Annotated in this window: 14 protein-coding genes and 1 pseudogene; 7 read left to right on the top strand and 8 right to left on the bottom strand. The window is 60.5% G+C overall.

Going from position 1 to position 17,790, the window contains the following annotated elements; all coding sequences use genetic code 11:
• The first annotated feature begins 11 nt into the window (after positions 1–11).
• A complete protein-coding gene (locus CO660_RS25960; RefSeq protein WP_097601164.1) occupies positions 12–926 on the top strand; it encodes an SMP-30/gluconolactonase/LRE family protein in 915 nt (304 codons plus the stop codon).
• 189 nt (positions 927–1,115) lie between these two features.
• Here CO660_RS25960 and CO660_RS33990 read toward each other — a convergent pair whose 3' ends face one another.
• From CO660_RS33990 to CO660_RS25930, 6 genes are all read right to left on the bottom strand, one after another.
• A complete protein-coding gene (locus CO660_RS33990; protein WP_245421382.1) occupies positions 1,116–1,331 on the bottom strand; it encodes a HAMP domain-containing protein in 216 nt (71 codons plus the stop codon).
• 11 nt (positions 1,332–1,342) lie between these two features.
• A complete protein-coding gene (locus CO660_RS25950) occupies positions 1,343–2,059 on the bottom strand; it encodes an RES family NAD+ phosphorylase (protein ID WP_245421381.1) in 717 nt (238 codons plus the stop codon).
• The gene (locus tag CO660_RS25945; RefSeq protein ID WP_097601163.1) at positions 2,056–2,778 is read right to left on the bottom strand and encodes an antitoxin Xre/MbcA/ParS toxin-binding domain-containing protein; all 723 of its coding nucleotides are present in this window, start codon (positions 2,776–2,778) and stop codon (positions 2,056–2,058) included. Before CO660_RS25945 ends, CO660_RS25950 begins: the two co-directional genes overlap by 4 nt.
• A 93-nt stretch (positions 2,779–2,871) precedes the next feature.
• The gene (locus CO660_RS25940) at positions 2,872–5,898 is read right to left on the bottom strand and encodes a glycoside hydrolase family 38 C-terminal domain-containing protein (RefSeq protein WP_097601162.1); all 3,027 of its coding nucleotides are present in this window, start codon (positions 5,896–5,898) and stop codon (positions 2,872–2,874) included.
• A gap of 195 nt (positions 5,899–6,093) precedes the next feature.
• The gene (locus tag CO660_RS25935; protein WP_245421380.1) at positions 6,094–6,591 is read right to left on the bottom strand and encodes a PTS sugar transporter subunit IIA; all 498 of its coding nucleotides are present in this window, start codon (positions 6,589–6,591) and stop codon (positions 6,094–6,096) included.
• A 256-nt stretch (positions 6,592–6,847) separates the two neighbouring features.
• Positions 6,848–7,861, bottom strand: coding sequence for an EamA family transporter (locus CO660_RS25930; protein WP_097601161.1), 1,014 nt, complete (start codon positions 7,859–7,861; stop codon positions 6,848–6,850).
• Between the two features lie 65 nt (positions 7,862–7,926).
• Here CO660_RS25930 and CO660_RS25925 point away from each other — a divergent pair, with 65 nt between their 5' ends.
• The 4 genes from CO660_RS25925 to CO660_RS25905 all read left to right on the top strand — a co-directional run bounded on the left by CO660_RS25925 (position 7,927) and on the right by CO660_RS25905 (position 16,409).
• Complete coding sequence (locus CO660_RS25925) at positions 7,927–8,550, top strand: CGNR zinc finger domain-containing protein (protein ID WP_245421379.1); 624 nt, start codon at positions 7,927–7,929, stop codon at positions 8,548–8,550.
• A 746-nt stretch (positions 8,551–9,296) separates the two neighbouring features.
• Complete coding sequence (locus CO660_RS25915) at positions 9,297–15,245, top strand: AAA family ATPase (protein ID WP_097601159.1); 5,949 nt, start codon at positions 9,297–9,299, stop codon at positions 15,243–15,245.
• Between the two features lie 51 nt (positions 15,246–15,296).
• Positions 15,297–15,923: a response regulator transcription factor gene (locus CO660_RS25910; RefSeq protein ID WP_097601158.1), complete on the top strand. Its 627-nt coding sequence runs from the start codon at positions 15,297–15,299 to the stop codon at positions 15,921–15,923.
• Between the two features lie 270 nt (positions 15,924–16,193).
• Positions 16,194–16,409: a hypothetical protein gene (locus CO660_RS25905; RefSeq protein WP_097601157.1), complete on the top strand. Its 216-nt coding sequence runs from the start codon at positions 16,194–16,196 to the stop codon at positions 16,407–16,409.
• A 122-nt stretch (positions 16,410–16,531) separates the two neighbouring features.
• On the opposite strand, the gene CO660_RS33985 is transcribed toward CO660_RS25905, so the two are convergent.
• Positions 16,532–16,966, bottom strand: a complete 435-nt coding sequence (locus CO660_RS33985) for an S-adenosylmethionine:tRNA ribosyltransferase-isomerase (RefSeq protein WP_245421378.1) — start codon at positions 16,964–16,966, stop codon at positions 16,532–16,534.
• Positions 16,963–17,109, bottom strand: a complete 147-nt coding sequence (locus CO660_RS25895) for a hypothetical protein (protein WP_176536382.1) — start codon at positions 17,107–17,109, stop codon at positions 16,963–16,965. The genes CO660_RS33985 and CO660_RS25895 overlap by 4 nt, the downstream gene beginning before the upstream one ends.
• A 208-nt stretch (positions 17,110–17,317) precedes the next feature.
• Here CO660_RS25895 and CO660_RS25890 point away from each other — a divergent pair, with 208 nt between their 5' ends.
• Together CO660_RS25890 and CO660_RS33980 are read left to right on the top strand one after the other, a co-directional pair.
• On the top strand, positions 17,318–17,551 hold the full coding sequence (locus tag CO660_RS25890) for a hypothetical protein (protein WP_245421377.1): 234 nt from the start codon (positions 17,318–17,320) through the stop codon (positions 17,549–17,551).
• Between the two features lie 87 nt (positions 17,552–17,638).
• Positions 17,639–17,790 (top strand): annotated as a pseudogene (locus tag CO660_RS33980) (histidine kinase); the annotation flags it as partial.

The raw sequence follows: 17,790 nt of genomic DNA, 5'->3' as shown, positions 1-17,790 counted from the left end.
GGAAGACCACCATGGCCCAGGCCAGCATCTACGAAATCCATGACCCGCGCTTCCGGCAGTTGATCGTCACCAGCGCTGGCCTCGACGAACTCTATTCAGGCTGCCGCTGGGCGGAGGGTCCTGTCTGGTTCAACGATGCGAACCAGCTTCTGTGGAGCGACATTCCAAACCAGCGCATGCTGCGATGGACGCCCGAGGGCGGCGTGTCCATCTACCGGCAGCCATCCAACTTCACCAACGGCCACACGCGCGATCGCCAGGGCCGGCTCGTCTCCTGCGAACATGGCGGGCGCCGCGTCACGCGCACCGAGATCGACGGCTCGATCACCGTGCTTGCCGACCGTTTCGAGGGCGCTCGCCTCAATTCGCCGAACGACGTGGTGGTGAAATCGGACGGCACGATCTGGTTTACCGATCCGACCTACGGCATCATGTCGAATTATGAAGGCTATCAGGCTGAGCCCGAGCAGGCGACGCGCAACGTCTACCGGCTCGACCCGGCGACCGGCCAGCTAACCGCCGTCATCACGGATTTCATCCAGCCGAACGGCCTCGCCTTCTCGCCTGATGAGACGATCCTCTACGTCGCGGACTCGGCAGCAAGCCACGACGAAAGCCTGCCGCGACACATCCGCGCCTTCGATGTGGTCGAGGGCAGCAGGCTCGCGAATGGTCGCGTCTTCTGCCACATTGACACCGGCATTCCGGACGGCATCCGGACCGACGTGAACGGCAACCTTTGGTCCAGTGCCGGTGACGGCGTGCACTGCTTCGATCCGGCAGGCAAGCTGATCGGCAAGATCCGCGTCCCTCAGACCGTCGCCAACCTGACCTTCGGCGGCCCCGGACGCAACCGTCTGTTCATAGCCGCAACGCGCTCACTCTATTCCGTCTACATTGCCGCGACGGGCGCCCAAAGACCGTAAGCCGGAGAATGCCAGATTCGGCGGCGGCGAGTTCATTAACGCCCAATGCGAACTGATTGAGATCCTCGTAGCCGTATTCCGCGGCGGCGCGTCGCGTGAAGTCGCCGGTGACCGCTGCCGTGATGACCACATCGACGTTCCTCTGCATTTCAATGACCTTCGCGCGGCGGCGTCGTTCTGCTTAAAGACTTAGACGGCGCGGGCCATCCGGCCGATTTCGTCACGCCGGTTGGCGAATGGGATGTCGGCATCGAGATTGCCTTCAGCTAGACCGCTCATGCTTGCGGTGATCTCGCCGATCGGCTTTACGATCACGCGGGCGCCAAAAACAGCGGCGCCGATCAACGTGATAATGGTCAACAGACCGACACCGAGTGACGTATAGGACGAGGGCAGCGGAGGCATCGGCCTCTTCCTCAGCCTTCGTCGCCATCGCCTTGGCCGAGTCCGCACCTTCGATTGGGATAGCGAGCGCAGGATATGAATATGACAGCTGGCTCGCTCTGTGTCGCATCCGCCGAGTGCGGAACGTCTTCTCGACGACCGGGATTATTCCCTTGATATGACGGTGACCTGCAGCGCATCGAGGATGAGGCCGAGCGCCGACAGGCGGGGCAGATCCAATGCGGGGCTATCCGCCTCGGGCCGGCGGTGGCGCGGTCATAAACGGCAACGCATTGCTTGTTGGTGATCCGCGACATGTAGAGAATGCCGTCGAAATCGGTGCGATCGTAGATGTTTTGGCTGAGCCGGCGTCCGCTCGCCTGCGCCCGTGCCCGAACGGCATCCGTCGAGACACCGAGCAGGTTTGCGCCTTCGTAGCGCAGGTCGAGTAGAAAAAGCGGGCCCGGGTTTCGGACGGCGGCGATCGAATAGCGGTCGAACTCCTCCTGGAATATCACTCGCTCGGCCCTACCTTGAAAGCGGTCGCGAACAATCGTTTCCGCGACCGCGGTCATGGGGTCCTGAGCGAGGTAGAGCAGCCGGAACTTGTCCTTGGGGCTCAAAAACCGCGACTTGCCGAAACCCATGCCGAGCGGCGTTCCGGCATGGGCGCGCGCGATGATCCTGACATAGTCGGTGACATCAGCCCGGACGGCGAGGCGCTGAAGGATAGTTTTGTCGAGTCTCATTGCACGGCGAAATAGGTCTGAGCCGCGTCGATGACCTCGTCAGCGCGATCCTGTTTCAGGAGGTCGATAGGCCTGCGCCCGCCCAACATGGGATTCGGCTGGCAAAGCCACAGCCATACCACCCGCTGATTGGACACGAGAGCGGCGACCGTTGCTATGCCCCTTGCGGGACGCCCGTCGATGAATTGTTCGATCGGATAGACGTGCTTTCTCGTCCCCTTCAACAGTGCGATCACCTCGCCGGCATGCTGCCAGCGATTGAGCGTGGAGCGCGCAATTCCAAAATCGCGCTGGAGTTCGCTGGCGCCGGCAACCGGCCCGGCCCAATCCTCAAGCCTGCGGGCGACCGCAAGCTCGCCCAGCAACCGCGCGCCCTCCTCGGCCGTAACGATCTTCCCCAGTCCTTCGCCGGCGGAAGGCTCCACGGTTTTCGGAATCTCGAGCACGATCTTGCCGCTGGCAGGCGCATCGCCGAACGTCTCCACCAGGCCACGAATACGGCGGGCAAGTTCGCCCTGGCGCTTGCTAAGCTCGCGCCTTACGCTGACGGGAAGATCGACGATGGCCGCAGCCGCCGCGCCCGCAATACTGGCAGACAGGGCCACCGAGCCGGACTCGAATGCGGCGTCGGCTTTCAGCACGTCGGCAACTTTGGCGGCGACGCGGTCGGCGACCCTTGCCTGACGGGCACGACGCAGCCGGACCTCAGAACCAGCCATGAGACTATCTCCATTCTTAGATGAACTGATATAGTATCAAATGACCAATTTGTCTAGTTTGTCCCGCACATACCGCGCGTCGCGGATGGTTGATCAGCCCTTTCGCAGCCTCCAGGTCCGAATCTCGAAGGGCATGATGTCGGCGGGGCCTTTACGCTCCATAGGCTCTTCGAGAATATTGAGCGGCTGCGACGCCGCCCATCCGGAAGGCAGGGCGAGGGAAAGTCGGCCACGCCGGCCGGCCGGTTCATAAAGGCGCAGGATCAGGCCTTCGCCCTCCTCCGCCGGCTTCAGGCCCGAAAGTGCGACCGGAGTGCCCTCGACGCCAAGCGGCGCGAAATTGCCGGCGGAAAGGCCTTTTGCCTCGGCCGTCACCAGCGGCTGGTTGAGATCGAGCGCCTCGTCGAGGACGCCGCCTTCATGCCAGGCGCCCTCATGCGGCATCAGCGCGTAGGTGAAGCTCTGCTCGCCTTCGTCGGCGAGCGGATCGGGATAAATCGGCCCGCGCACCAGGCTCATGCCGATCACATTGGCGCGGGCGCTGTGGCCGTATTTGGCATTGTTGAGGAGTGCCACGCCGAAGCCGGGCTCGCTGAGATCGACGAAGCGATGGGCGGCGGCCTCGAACATCGCCTGCTCCCAGGAGGTATTCGTGTGTGTCGCCCGCTCGACCACGCCGAAGGCGCATTCGAAGGTCGCCTTGCGAGCCTGCACGTCGACCGGGTTCAGCGTGCGCAGCAGGGTCCGGCGGTCGTGCCAGTCGATGGTCGTTTCGATGTCGAGCCGTTTAGCGTTGGCGGTCAGCACATAAGTCTGCGTGACGCTCGAATTGCGGTAGCGGTGGACGACGCGGATCGCCGCGCGGTGCGGGCCGCTTTCGACGAGGCCGATGCTTTCGGGGGCTTCGAGCCGGACGCCCTTTTCGGCATAATCGGCGTCGACATCCCAGGCATCCCAGTTGCGCGGCTTATCGGCCGGATAGACCCAGAGCTGGTTGGCGGAGCCATCGACCGCTTCGCGGCCGCTCGCCTTGTGGATGAGGCTGGCAACGGCTCCATCGTTGCCGATGACCACCGAGAGATGATCGTTTTCCAGGCGATCGGAGCCGGCCTTCAGCCCACCCGCCGGCTTCAGCGCCTGCCTGTCGAAGACTGCGACCGATAAGGGAGCGACGATATCGGCGGCCGAAAGTACCGTGCCGTCGGCAAGCGTGGCGCTCACCGGCCGCGGCGCAAGCGAGGGATTGACGAAAATGAGGGCATCAGCGACCCCGCCCTTCGGCAAATTGGCCGAAAGGGTCTGCAAAGCCTTGGCCTGCTCGGCCTTGGCGTGGTCGATGACGCCGCCGAGTTCCTGCTCCGCATCCTGATAGACTTCGCGGATGCTCGAACCCGGCAGGATGTCGTGGAACTCGTTCTTCAACACCACGCGCCAATCCGCCTCGAGGCTTTTCGGCTTTTCTGCCCCGAGCATATGGGCGAGCGAAGCGAGGGTCTCGGCGGTGATCAGCGCGCGTTCGGCCTGGCGGTGCTTGCGCTTGACGCCGCTTTGTGTCGTCAGCGTCGCGCGATGCAGTTCGAGATAGATTTCGCCGTCCCAGACGGGGAGCTTCTTCTCCGATGCGCTGCGATGCGCCTGCTCGTAGAAGCCCTTGACCGTGCCCCAGCGCGCTTGCGGAATGGCGGGAAAATCGCGCAGCTGCACTTCGCGCTCCACCATTTCAGGCGTCACCCCGCCGCCGCCGTCGCCATAGCCGACGGCGAGAAGCGAGGCGTGATGCTGCGCCTTGCCGCGGAAATTCTTCCATGTCGGCAGGTAGCAATCGGGTTGCACGAAGCCGTTGTAGCCCTGCATCGGATTGTCGAAGGTGTGGGTCAGCACCTGGCTGCCGTCGAGGCCCTTCCACCAGAAGAGATCGGAGGGGATGTGGTTGGTCTCGCTCCAATTGACCTTGATGGTGAAGAAGCTGTCGATGCCGCCCTGCCTCAAGATCTGCGGCAGCGCGCCGGAGAAGCCGAAGCAATCCGGCAGCCAGCAGACCGTGTGGCGCGCGCCGAAGGTTTTTTCGAAATAACGCTGACCGTAGAGCACCTGGCGCACGAGGCTTTCGCCGGTCGGCATATTGGTATCGGGCTCGACCCACATGCCGCCGACGGTTTCCCACTTTCCTTCCGCGACCTTCTTCTTGATGCGCTCGAGAAGCTCGGGATCTTCCTCTTCCATCTGCGCGTAATAATGGGCGGTCGACTGGTTGAAGCGGAAATCCTCGGAGCGTTCCATCAGCGAAAGCGCCGTATTGAAGGTGCGCCGCATCTTCCGCCGCGTCTCGCGGTAGGGCCAGAGCCAGGCGAGATCGATATGCGCGTGGCCCGTCAGCACCAGTTCTCCATTCGGGGGGAAGCGCTTCTGCAGCTCCTTCAGCCGCGCCGTCAGCGCCTCGAAGGCGGCAGCCGCCGAAGCGCTCTGCTCTTCGGAGAGACCCGCCGGATCGGATACAAGCTCCGGCAGTTCCCAAATCTTCTGTTGCATGACGGCATCAGCGGTGCGGGAGATGTAAGCCGCCGTATCCGACGGCCAGTCGAGACTGCGCAGCGTCCGCTCGGCGGCGTCCACCAGATGCGGCACGACCTCATGATCGCCGAGCGCGCCGACCGCCTCGGCGATCTGCTTCAGGAGAAGATGCAGGCGGTGGACGGGACCGTCGAGCCAGATCAGCCGGGCCTTGTTGAGCCTCGGCGCCCGGTTCGGCTCGCCGAAAGGAAAGCGGGCGACGCTTTCCGCCGCGATCGAAAAGCGCCGGCCCTTCACCGGGAATTCCTGGTGATAGGGATCGAGGCCGAATGTTTCGCTCTGGCCATCGGGATAGCTAAGCGTGAGCAGGCTCTCGCCGCCGAGATCCAGCTGCAGGCGAATATCTTCGAGCGGCCAGTTCGCCGGCGCTTCAGCACTCGCAGCAAAATACACCACGCCCTGCCGATGCGGCCAGTCCTGGTGATGGGCGATCGGCTCGCCCTCGAAGGTCCAGCCATCGATCGGGCTGCTATGCCGGTCCCGCCAGTGCGCGAGCTCGGCGATACGGACCTTCAGACTGTCGAGGCGTTGGGCGATGGTGAGCGGCATGGCTTGTCCTGTTCAAAAATCGGCGGCGCGCGATCGGGAATCATGGCTTTGGGAGATGAAGATGATGCGATACGGATCGCGAATGCAGGCCCCTCCTCCCAGCGGGGCCCTGCAGATGCTTAGATTAAGTAACTTTGATTTGCCGTCAAGCCGCAAAAGATCTTCTGTCCGAGATCGTGCTTGTCCTGATTCAGTTTACCGCGACCCGTGGAGCGGCGGCGGTCGGCGGTACCTGGTTGTTGCCCACGCCTCGCCCTGCAGGATCGCAATTACCTCGTCGGGGGATCGCGCCAGCCGAAGTTCCGCTCGGAAGAGAGGCACCCGCACGAGACGAAACAGTTGCGACAGCGCCGGCAGAAACGTGTGGACCTCCGAGCGCGGCCAAAGGATTGTGAAGACAAGATCGACGGGGTCGAGGTCGGGACTTTTGAAATTTATCGGAGGAGCCAATCGCGTAAACCAAGTCACAGGCGACGAGATCGGTTGCACGAACGCGTGTGGGACAGCGATTCCGCGGCCAATCGTGGTTGAGCCGAGCCTCTCTCGCTGCCAGATGCCGCGAAGAACCATCCGCGGGTCAAGTGCGGTTCGCCGCGCAATTTTTGCAGCGATCTTGGAGAGCGCGGAATGCTTGCCCTTGGTCACAAGGTCAAGACTGACATTTTCTGCCGGAAGGTTTCTGAACATCGTCATGGTCGCCTCTTAGCCGAGCGTGCGAGCACGATCGCAGTGCATTCACTGCATTCGCGTCTCGCATTTTGATTGAAAACTGGCTGCCCGGACGCAACGCCAGTGGAGCTCGCGTCCGGGTCAGAGGCCTGCTTTGAGGCGTTGGGGCTCTCGCCGTGTCACGACAATATTCATGATAAGTTGTACATGGGGATTGAATCGTGGAATCAAGCTCGGCCCCGGAATGCCTTGGCCCCGCCATAGCATTCTGACAGATTACTCAGCGGATCCGGCGGGCTGCTTCTCTTTGCCGCCTATCGCATCGAAGTTCGACGGCGACTTCTAAGGCGCACCCCTCGCCCGCCTCTGCATCATCGTGTCGGCTGCTTCTCGACGAATCTTGGTATCCATAGAGACAAATGGCCGCTGCCAGCAGCATGAGGATCATTCCCAACATCCCCGCCGCAGACAAGGCCTCGCCAGCGATCATAGCGCCGACGGCTACAGCAACGATGGGCGACACGAACGCAAAGCTGCCCGCCCGGGCGGGCCCGATGTCACGAATAAGCTGAAGATAGATGCTGTAACCGATCAGCGATCCGAAGAGGACGAGGAACAGCCAACTCGCGACTGCCTGCCAGTTCCACGGTGTCTGCAGACTTGCGGTTGCTTCGGGCTCGAAAACCAGTGAACTCAAAAACAGGCCTCCACCTCCGATGAGTGTCGTGCAGCCGGATATGAAGGTGCTGCCGTAACGGGCGATTAGCGGCCTGGCCAAGACAGATCCCCAGGCCGACGATACTGCACTCCAGCTGATCGCAAGAAGTCCAACAATGCCGGCGGTGCCGGAGAGGCTGGTAAATTCGAGTGTGGGTAAAAACAGGAATGACAGGCCGATCATGCCGATGATCATCGCAAAAGCTCGGGGGCCACTCCATCGTTCCTCCCCCAGCAATATTCCGAACCCGAGCAGAGCCAAGGGCGTAAGCGACATTTCGATCACGGCAGCTGTCCCGGAGGCAACGAACTGCATACCCCAAAACAGCGGACCGTAGCAGAGTGTGATCATCAACAGGCTTGCAATGACAAGCCTGACCAAATCTTCACCGGCCGCAAACGATATGCGACAGGACCGCAGCGACCAGCCTGAGAGGAGAAGGCCGGCGCAAAGAAACCTTGTCGCCGCGAACATCATCGGCGGCACGGTTTCGATACCGGTCTTGACGGCGATCCACGTCAGACCCCAGACGAGGCAAAGAATGAGGAACTTGATCACGTTCTTGCGAGGAGACATAGAGGGGCCCTTGCTCTGTAACGAGTAAACATTATTTATATCGTTACAATCTGGCGACCTGCTCTTTGTTCCGCACTATGGCCTCATCAATATTCGACATGCGTCTGAGCGGCGGCCATCCTGCCCTTGAACTGGTAAACACCCTCGACAGCCGCCGCGGCCGTTGGGGGCCCGATTTCCTGCGGTCGTTCGATGACGTGCTGGCGTTCGTTGAAAGGCTTCATCTCATCGATGCAAGGGGATTGGCAAGTTTGAGGGAACGCGCGGCGGTCGATCCCGGCAAGGCAGAAGACGCCCTGGCGAATTTGATAAGGCTTAGAGAAACTATCTACATCCTATTCATTGCCGAGGATACCGATGCTCCTTATCCCGAGCCAGCATTGAGCACAGTGGTAGAAATGGCGAGAGCAGGCCGCGCAAGACAGACCCTCCTAAAGTCAAATCAGAACTTCGTCTGGGCACTCCCCTTTGACGATCTGTCCGATATTTTTCATCTATTCGCTATCGCTGCTACTGATCTATTGACCAACCGGAGCGGCCGCCGTCGCGTGCGTGAGTGTAAGGGCGATAACTGCGGTTGGCTCTTCCTTGATCGTTCAAAGGGTGGCCGGCGGCGATGGTGCTCGGAGGCAAGTTGCGGGGTACACAGCCGAGTGAAGCGTTTTCGCGCGCACGGCGACGACCGTTGATGATGCGGTGAGTTCATCAGTATAGGAAGCCTTGAGCGCCCCGGAGATCGGCAGATTGACGGAGGCGCGAGTGATAAGAATTGAGCTAGCACCAGGAATATGCTGCGGCGCCTTCCCCCGACGCGTTCGAGCATATTGCGCGCCATCTGAAGCGCGTTGAGCTCCCGTTCGGCCGGCCGACGGCGGTATCCATGGCTCCATGGCTGTAGGCAGGCAAACGCCTTCTCACCGCCACTCTCCGGTTCCACGGCGTCGGGCCGGCGACCGCGAAGAAGATGTCAAAACTCGGGATCGAGACGGTGCTGCTCTCAAGGCAGGCGCGATCTGATACTTCCGGCATAATTGGTCTGGTTTAGGAAATCGTGCGAAAAGGCTAAACAAGTATACTTTGGCATAATGGCGAGGGTGCTCCAGGCAGAGTTACTGTTGCAACGGCCCTAAAAGAAACGCCCTCCCATCACGGGCCGACTTGCCGCGCCGGCGTTTTGCTTGACCGTAAGACCTTCACCCCTGCCGGCGCGGCGCCTCTTGTAGCATGAAACCGCATTGCCGCAGCTTTGCTCTTCGCGGAACTGGCTTAACAACATGCACTGGCAACCTGAGTCGCGAAGATCAGCAGAGCTGCGACCGCCTCATAGTCCGAAGCATAGGCTCGTTGACATGAGAGGAAAGTCGGTGAAGCTTGATTGGATCTGCGATGCCTGCACCTCATGGTATGCGGGCAGCATCGAAGCGAGCGGTGTGCCATGGACGACACGGTCAAAGATGCGCAGAAGGCCAGGAAGAACATGTTCGGACGGAAGCGCGCTCTCGCTTCCATCGGCCAGCAGACTTCGACCGACCTTAGGTACCACGAACCACAATCCTCCTGGAGTGACGGCGATCGCATCTTTACACGAGAGCTGATCCGGAGCGGCAACGGCGCATCAAAAGCGGTTCTGAGGGTGCAGCTTGCAGCCGAACATCCCAATCGAACCAGCCTCGACAGACTGGCCCACGAGTATCGCCTGAAAGACGAACTCGACCGGGAGTGGGCAGCCAAACCGCTGGATTTCACCACGGAAAATGGTCGTGGCGTGCTCGTCCTCGAAGATTGCGGCGGCGTGCCCCTCCCGCAGTTGATGGGACGGCACAGCCATGGCATGGCAGGCGAACTCACTGTCTTTCTGCGCCTTGCCAGGGGCATTGCGGCGGCAGTCGGCAAGGCTCACGGATGCGGCCTCATTCACAGGGACATCAAGCCGGCGAATATACTGGCGGACGAGGCGGATGGACGGGTTCGTCTCACGGGCTTCGGAGTGGCATCGCATCTTTCTCGTGAGCGCCAGGCCGCCGAGCCCCCTGAGGTCATTGCTGGCAGCCTCGCATATATGTCGCCCGAACAGACCGGCCGCATGAACCGATCGGTTGACTCGCGTAGTGACCTCTACGCCGTCGGCATCACTCTCTACGAAATGATCACCGGCCAGTTGCCGTTCACTGCTTCGGAGCCGATGGAATGGGTGCACTGCCACGTTGCCAGGCGGCCGGTGCCGCCGTCCGAGCGTGCAAGAGAGCTACCAGGCGTTATCTCGGCAATCGTGATGAAGCTGCTCGCCAAGAACGCAGAGGAACGCTACCAGACGGCCGCCGGGCTAGAGGCGGATCTGCGACGTGCCCTCGTCGAGAGCGAGAAGTATGGGCGGATCTCAGAATTTCCGCTCGGGACGCGCGATGTGCCGGACAGACTGGTGATCCCCGAGCGGCCCTACGGTCGCGAACGTGAGATCGCCGCCCTGACCTCCGCATTCGACCGGGTCGTGGCGGGCTCTGGGCCGACGCTGGTGCTGGTTTCGGGCCATGCCGGCGTGGGCAAATCCATGGTCGTGAATGAGCTCCACCGCGCGCTCGTGCCGTCACGTGGGCTGTTTGCTTCCGGCAAATTCGACCAGAACCAGCGTCACATTCCTTATGCGAGCCTAGCGCAGGCCCTGCAAGGCCTCGTCCGAGTGCTGCTGGGCAAGAGTGAAGCGGAACTCGCGCCATGGCGCGCTGCTTTAAGCGAAGAGCTGGGCGCGGGCGGTCGGCTGCTGGTAACGCTCATTCCGGAACTTGAATCTCTCATCGGCCGGCTTCCGGCGGTTGCGGATCTGCCGCCTCAGGATGCCAAACGCCGCTTCCATTTGAACATCAGGCGCCTGCTGCGCGTGTTTGCCACAGCAGAACATCCGCTTACGCTATTTCTGGACGATCTCCAATGGTTGGACGCAGCAACGCTCGATCTGGTTGAAGATTTGTGCACCCAGCAGGATATGCGTCACCTGCTGCTCATTGGCGCCTATCGCGACAACGAAGTATCGTCCACCCATCCGCTGATCCGCCGGCTGACAGCGATCCGGGAGGCCGGTGGCCAAGTGCATGAAATCGTACTGACACCGCTCAGGCTGGAAGATCTGACCCGGATGCTGGCCGACGCTCTTCATTGCGGAAGCAAGCGTGTCCAGCCGCTTGCGCGGCTAGTGCATAAGAAGAGCGGAGGCAATCCCTTCTTCGCGCTCCAGTTCCTGAGCACGCTGCCGGACGAAGGCCTGCTCGAATTCAATCACGAACAGGCGCACTGGGATTGGGATCTCGATCGCATAAGAGCGAAAGGCTATACCGATAACGTCGTGGATCTTATGCTAAGCAAGCTGCGGCGCCTGCCCGATACCACACAGGCTGCCCTGAACATGCTGGCGTGTCTCGGCAATCACGCGGCGGTTGATACCCTGGCTCTGATCAGGAGCGAAAATCACGACGCGGTTCATGCAGCCTTTTGGGCCGCGGCGCGGGCCGGACTCGTGCTGCTTGAAGAGGGGTCATCTTACCGCTTCCTGCATGATCGTGTTCAGGAGGCCGCGTATGGGCTGATCCCTGAAGATGAGCGTGCGGCAGCACATCTTTCCATTGGCCGCCTCCTGCTGAAGCATAGACCGCCGCAGGCACTCGAGGAGAATATTTTCGAGATTGTCGGCCAACTCAACTGCGGCGGCGCGCTCATCGCGCCCGGTGAAGAGCGCGAGCGTCTCGCGGACTTGAACCTTCTTGCCACTCGCCGCGCCAAGGCGTCGGCTGCATACGAATCGGCGCTGGCTTATGCCGGCACGGGTGCGGCTTACCTGCCACACGATGCCTGGGAGCGCCGATACGAACTCGCTTTCGCCCTCGAACTCCACAGGGCCGAATGCGAATTCTTGACGGGGGCACCGGCGGAGGCGCAGGCCCGCCTCGCGGAATTGGCAAGCCGAGCCACCAGCCTCGCCGATCTGGCCCGCGTCACGCGCCTGCGCGTCGACCTTTTCATGAGCCTGGGTCGGAGCGATCAGGCCATCATATTCGGCCTCGACTACCTGCGCCGGGTCGACATTTCGTGGTCGTCCCACCCGACCAGGAGCCAGGTGCGCCAGGAATACGCGCGGCTTTGGCGACAACTTGGGGGCCGCCCTATCGAAGCGCTGCTTAACTCGCCCCCAATGGCGGACCCTGTCGCGCTCGCGACCATGGACGTTCTGACTTCACTTGTTACTCCGGCCCTGTTTACCAACGAGAATCTGCGCTGCCTCGTTATCGGGCGAATGGGCAACATCAGCCTCAAGCACGGCAACAGCGACACATCGCCTTATGCCTTCACTGCTGTGGGCACGGTGCTCGGGCCCTATTTTGGCAACTATGAAGCCGGTTTTCGGTTCGGCCTGCTCGGTCTGGACCTGACGGAACAGCCTGGAATGGAACGCCTGAAGGCACGAGTCTACCTCGCCTTCGGTAACCTTGCGAAATCATCGTCGCGTCATGTCCGCACCGGCCGTGCGCTTGCGCAGCGCGTATTCGAAACGGCACAGCAGGTCGGCGATCTCACCTACGCCGTCTTAAGCCGGAATAACCTTGTGACCTATCTTCTAGCCGCTGGCGAGCCCCTCTCGCAGGTCCAGCGCGATGCGGAAGCCGGCCTGGACTTCGCGCGTCAGGCCGGCTTCGGCGTCGCCGTCGGTTTCATCAGCGGGCAGCTCCAACTCATCCGAACGCTTCGCGGGCTGACGCCGATCTTCGGATGCTTCAACGATGAAGGGTTCGACGAGCAGCAATTCGAACTTAAGACCAACGGCAAGCCGGGCAGTTGCCTGTACTGGATCCGCAAGCTACAGGCATCTGTATTTGCCGGGGATACCCTCACAGCACTTTCGGCAGCGGCGAAAGCAGAAAGCCTCCTCTGGATGACTCCCGCTATTTTCGAGCGGGCGGAATATCACTTTTACACCGGCCTTTCATTGGCCTCTGCTTTGCAAGCATCGACGACTGAAACAGCTCTTTATCGCAAGGCCCTACGCGCTCATCGCCGGCAGCTCGACACTTGGGCCGCGCACAGCCCGGAGAATTTCGCAAGCCGCGCAACATTGCTCGGTGCAGAGATCGCCCGCTTGGGAAGCCGTGAGTTGCAAGCCGAGCGCCTCTATGAACAGGCGATTCAGTTGGCGCGTGCGCATGCGCTCCCACACGACGAAGCGATCGCCTATGAGCGCGCTTCCGCCTTTTACCGGGCGCGCGGCTTCGATCAGATTGCTCGCCTGTATCTTGAAAGCGCCCGTCGCTGTTATCTCAGTTGGGGAGCCGACGGCAAGGTCCGGCAGCTTGAAGAAGCCTATACCCAACTGCGGGATGGACAACCGGCACCGGCTGCAACAAGCACGATCGAAGCGCCGCTCGAGCATCTCGACCTCGCCACCGTTATCAAGGTGTCGCAAGCAGTCTCCAGCGAAATCGTTGTCGAGAAGCTGATCGATACGGTGCTGCGAATGGCCGTCGAGCAGGCGGGAGCCGAACGTGGCCTTCTGATCCTGTCGCGCGGCGGTGAACCGCGGATTGCCGCTGAGGCGACGATCCGCGGCGAAGCGGTTCTCATCGAGTTGCGTAATGAGGCCGTCGCCGGCGTGATGCCGGAATCAGTTCTCAATTACGTCCTGCGTATGCGGGAAATCGTCAGCCTCGACGATGCGTCGGCTGAAAACGCCTTTGCGGCCGATCCCTATATCCGCCATCGTGCGGCCAGATCCATTCTATGTTTGCCGCTGATCAATCACGCGAAGCTGATCGGTGCGCTGTATCTGGAAAATACTCTGGCGGGCCGTGTCTTCGCGCCGGGGCGCATTCCGGTGTTGAAGCTCATCGCCTCGCAAGCCGCCAGCACGCTCGAAATCACCGGACTTTACCACGACCTGGCAGAGCGTGAAGCGCGAATAGGCCGGCTTGTCGAAGCGAACATCATCGGAATTTTTATCCGGGACATCGAAGGTCGGATAATCGAGGCCAACGAGGCGTTCCTGCAAATGGTGGGCTACAGCCGTGACGAACTGTTGGCGGGCCAGCTCCTCGATAAAGAGCTGACACCGCCGGAATGGCGCGAACGTGACGCCGAGGCCGAGGCCGAGCTCAGAGTGACCGGCAGCGTCCGCCCCTTTGAAAAGGTGTACCAGCGAAAGGACGGCGGTCACGTACCCGTGATGATTGGTGAGGCAAGTTTCGAAGGGGCCGGGAGCCAGGCCGTGGCCTTCGTGCTCGACCTGTCCGAGAGCAAGCGAGCAGAGGAGAGACTGCGAGCAAGCGAAACTCGTTTTCGGACCTTCGTCGACCATGCCACCGATGCCTTTTTCCTCCATACCGACGATCTGACCGTCATAGACGTCAACCGCCAAGCCTGTGAAAGCCTCGGTTACAGCCGGGAGGAATTGATTGGCATGCACCCGCGCGACTTTGACGGAGCTATCGACGAAAAGGCACTTGCGACATTGGTGGATCGCGTCGACGCAGGACATCCAATGACTTTCGAAACACTCCACCGGCGGAAGGACGGAACAACTTTTCCGGTCGAGGTTCGCGTCGGTAAATTCCGACAGGAAGAGCAATGGTTTCGTCTTTCGCTGGCGCGTGACATCACCGACCGCAGGCAGGCCGAGGATGCCATTCAGCTTGCGCGAGCAGAACTTGCCCATGTAAGCAGGCTGACCACTATGGGGGAACTTGTAGCCTCCATCGCCCACGAGGTCAGACAACCGCTCACCGGGCTGGTCAGCAGCGGCAATGCCTGCCTTCGCTATCTCGACGCGGATCCCCGTGACATCGTCTCCGCCCGTCGCGCCATCGAGCGCATGATCAGCGACGCTTTTCGTGCATCCGAGGTCATCGACCGGATTCGGGCAATGGCGAAGAAATCACCCGAACGCAGGGATCGGCTGAACATCAACGATATCGTGTCCGAGACGATAGCCCTGGTATCCACGGACCTCGAACGCAGTGCGGTGTCGCTTCGTACAAACCTCTCCGACGGCTTGCCCCCCATCGTAGGGGACCAGGTGCAAATCCAGCAGGTGATCCTGAACCTTATCATGAACGCCAACGACGCGATGGCAGCGATGCCAAAAGGAGCGCGCGAACTCATCGTAAGCACTGAAAAGGCAGCACCCAATGCCGTTTTGGTGGCAGTCCGCGATAGCGGCCCTATCCTCGACCCGGCGAAGATCGGCGATATATTCGAGGCGTTCTTCAGTACCAAACCCAAGGGTATGGGCATGGGCCTGACGATCAGCCGTTCGATCATAGAGGCTCACAAAGGCCAACTCTGGGCCACGCCAAACGCGCCCCACGGTGCCATTTTTCAGTTTACATTACCAACCGAGGAGAAATAATGGATCCATGTCCGGGGCGCCGCCTGACCGGCGCAAAACTTGGGGACATGGATGAAGGAGATTGTCTACATCATTGATGATGACGCATCCGTCCGCGAAGGCCTCGGCGATCTGCTGCGTTCGGTTGGACTTGAGGTACTGACATTCGCTTCCAGCCAGGAGTTTTTGGATAGTAAGCGCCCCGACGTTCCGGGCTGCATCATTCTCGATGTAAGGCTGCCGGGGCGGAGCGGCCTGGAATTTCAGAGCATGCTCACTTCCCTTGGAATTGAGCTTCCGGTCATTTTTATCAGTGCCCACAGCGACATTCCGATCTCTGTGCGGGCGATGAAAGCCGGCGCTATCGAATTCCTGACGAAGCCGCTGCGCGAGCAGGAATTGCTCGATGCCGCCTATGCCGGGATCGAGCGCGATTGCGCTCGCAGGCAGGAAGTCGCGCTCATTGCCGAGCTTCGGTCCCGCTATGATTCCTTGACGCCGCGCGAGCGCGAGATCATGAACCTGGTGGTCGCGGGTAGCGTCAACAAGCAAATCGCTGCTCAAGTGGGCCTGAGCGAGGTGACCGTCAAGGTTCATCGCGGCCACGTCATGCAGAAGATGCAGGCGAGATCTCTCGTTGACCTGGTCCGGATGGCGGACAGCCTCGGATCGACGACGAAGCCGGCGTGGGTCAAGTAAACTCACCATCTAGACCAAAGTATCGGTCGTCTGCCACCGGTGGATAGTCGGGGCGCCAATTCGGCTGGTCGCTTATCTCATTCGGCAATACGTTCCGAAGCCCGTCGGCTCTATCCTCTTACCAGCTGAAAAAACATGCAGCGACAGGACGGACGTTATCGCGTCTCGTTGCAAGAATCTGCGTCGGGTCCGCGCCTCCCTACCATTGGACGGACGTGATCGATGTTGATGCAACGCGAGTAACCGAAAGATCGAGGAAAGGTATCATCGATGCAAAACCAGAGATACGCCCTGCAGAAGAACCTCAACATCTACTGGACGGTAATCGATACGGTTTCAGACCGGAAAGCTCTCGTCCACGGCTTCGTTATGGACATGCTTACCGCCGATGAGGGCGAAGAATTGGTCAACATGCTGAACCGTGCAGAATCCCATGCTATCCTTGCGCCTGCCCACGGGGAGCACCGCGATCGAAGACGACAGTAACTGTTCGATCGCCATCGAGCCTACCGCTCGTCCTATAGACTGTGACGAGAAGACGATAGAGGGCGCTGACACACTAGAGGGCATCAGCGGTGGTCGGAATAAAAGCCCAAAAGCATGTGCAGCTATGCTCGACGATCAGTGGCCTGAGGGAGAAGGTTCGCGCCGATAAAGCAGTGGTTGCCGATTGAGCAGCATAGAATCGCCGAATTCATGCGCGCGATAGCGGCATCCCGCGAGATCTGCGGAGGCGCTGGCGAGCAGGCCGTCGTCAGCAAAGGCGCGCAACAGCTCGAAATGGAGCCGAAGGCAATCGCCATGAAGCGGACTGGAGCGGAAGCTGACAGCCAGCCGGCCAAGCGGATCTCGATCGCCTTTCCGCATTGGAGATGCGTGCCGTGTAGGCTGGCAGGCAAGGTCGCGGCGTCGTTGGCGACAACCAGATCGCCAGGATCGAATAACGTCCCGAGGTGAGCCCGCGGCAGGTCGCGCATCGTGCCGTCCGCCCCAACGGCGAACAGCCTGGCCGATTGCCGATCGAGGCGATCAGCGGCGATCACGCCTGGGCTCCAGCGGTAAGCGCAGCGTGAGCCGACAACGCCTCGATCATCGTTTCGAGGATCTCGGCAGCGGCCAGTTCCGGGTCTTTCAAGCTCGAAGGATCGGCGGCCGGGAGCGCCAACGCGTGCAGCCGGGTGTCCATATCGACCTGTGCGCCTCGCTGACGGCCTCGACGGTGACACTGCGGGGCATTTTGGTTCTGAGATATCGGGAGAGGGAATTGCCCGCAAGGCTGCGGGGCTTTTTCGTTAACTAATTAGCAACCAGATTGCATCTTGCGGTTGGTCTGCTCGTTTGCTCAGGGGTATATATTAATCTCCTAAATTGCATCACAGATGGACCGGTGTTCAATGATGGACAAAATCTCTGTCTATGCGACAACTCCGTGCACGGTTCATAGCTGGTTAATCCACACTCCGAACAAGACCTTCGATTCTCTCAGGCAAGCTATAGAATATGCGAGCGAGCACGCTGACCAGCTCGACGCCCTGGAGGTCTTTGTTCACGGCAACAACAAATCTTATGACATTATTTCTGGTGATGAGCTTGCATTGCTGATCGCGCGGGTTTGCAGCCGCGCTTGAGGATTCATTTCGACCGAACGGCAATGCGATATGCTATAATCTTCGACCGTGAGAGATGGCTTTATCAAATATCAAACAGGGGCGAAGATGGGTTTGGGTGATCGAGAAAAACCGGCTACCGCCGAGCCTGCATCGCCTGCTTATGATGCGGCGGCCTTTCTTGCGGCCATTATCGAATCGTCAGACGATGCCATTGTCAGCAAGAGCTTGTCCGGCATTGTCACGACATGGAACAAAGG

This window comes from Rhizobium sp. L9 (assembly GCF_002531885.1).
In the GTDB taxonomy this organism is placed as follows: Bacteria; Pseudomonadota; Alphaproteobacteria; order Rhizobiales; family Rhizobiaceae; genus Rhizobium.
The sequence above is the reverse complement of the archived record's forward strand: the minus strand, read 5'-3'. Positions and strand labels throughout refer to the sequence as shown.

Excerpts from the sequence above, each read along its gene's own strand:
- CO660_RS25960 (WP_097601164.1), top strand. The coding sequence starts at position 12 with ATGGCCCAGGCCAGCATCTACGAAATCCATGACCCGCGCTTCCGGCAG.
- CO660_RS33990 (WP_245421382.1), bottom strand. The coding sequence starts at position 1,331 with ATGCCTCCGCTGCCCTCGTCCTATACGTCACTCGGTGTCGGTCTGTTG.
- CO660_RS25950 (WP_245421381.1), bottom strand. The coding sequence starts at position 2,059 with ATGAGACTCGACAAAACTATCCTTCAGCGCCTCGCCGTCCGGGCTGAT.
- CO660_RS25945 (WP_097601163.1), bottom strand. The coding sequence starts at position 2,778 with ATGGCTGGTTCTGAGGTCCGGCTGCGTCGTGCCCGTCAGGCAAGGGTC.
- CO660_RS25940 (WP_097601162.1), bottom strand. The coding sequence starts at position 5,898 with ATGCCGCTCACCATCGCCCAACGCCTCGACAGTCTGAAGGTCCGTATC.
- CO660_RS25935 (WP_245421380.1), bottom strand. The coding sequence starts at position 6,591 with ATGACGATGTTCAGAAACCTTCCGGCAGAAAATGTCAGTCTTGACCTT.
- CO660_RS25930 (WP_097601161.1), bottom strand. The coding sequence starts at position 7,861 with ATGTCTCCTCGCAAGAACGTGATCAAGTTCCTCATTCTTTGCCTCGTC.
- CO660_RS25915 (WP_097601159.1), top strand. The coding sequence starts at position 9,297 with ATGGACGACACGGTCAAAGATGCGCAGAAGGCCAGGAAGAACATGTTC.
- CO660_RS25910 (WP_097601158.1), top strand. The coding sequence starts at position 15,297 with ATGAAGGAGATTGTCTACATCATTGATGATGACGCATCCGTCCGCGAA.
- CO660_RS25905 (WP_097601157.1), top strand. The coding sequence starts at position 16,194 with ATGCAAAACCAGAGATACGCCCTGCAGAAGAACCTCAACATCTACTGG.
- CO660_RS25895 (WP_176536382.1), bottom strand. The coding sequence starts at position 17,109 with ATGGACACCCGGCTGCACGCGTTGGCGCTCCCGGCCGCCGATCCTTCG.
- CO660_RS25890 (WP_245421377.1), top strand. The coding sequence starts at position 17,318 with ATGATGGACAAAATCTCTGTCTATGCGACAACTCCGTGCACGGTTCAT.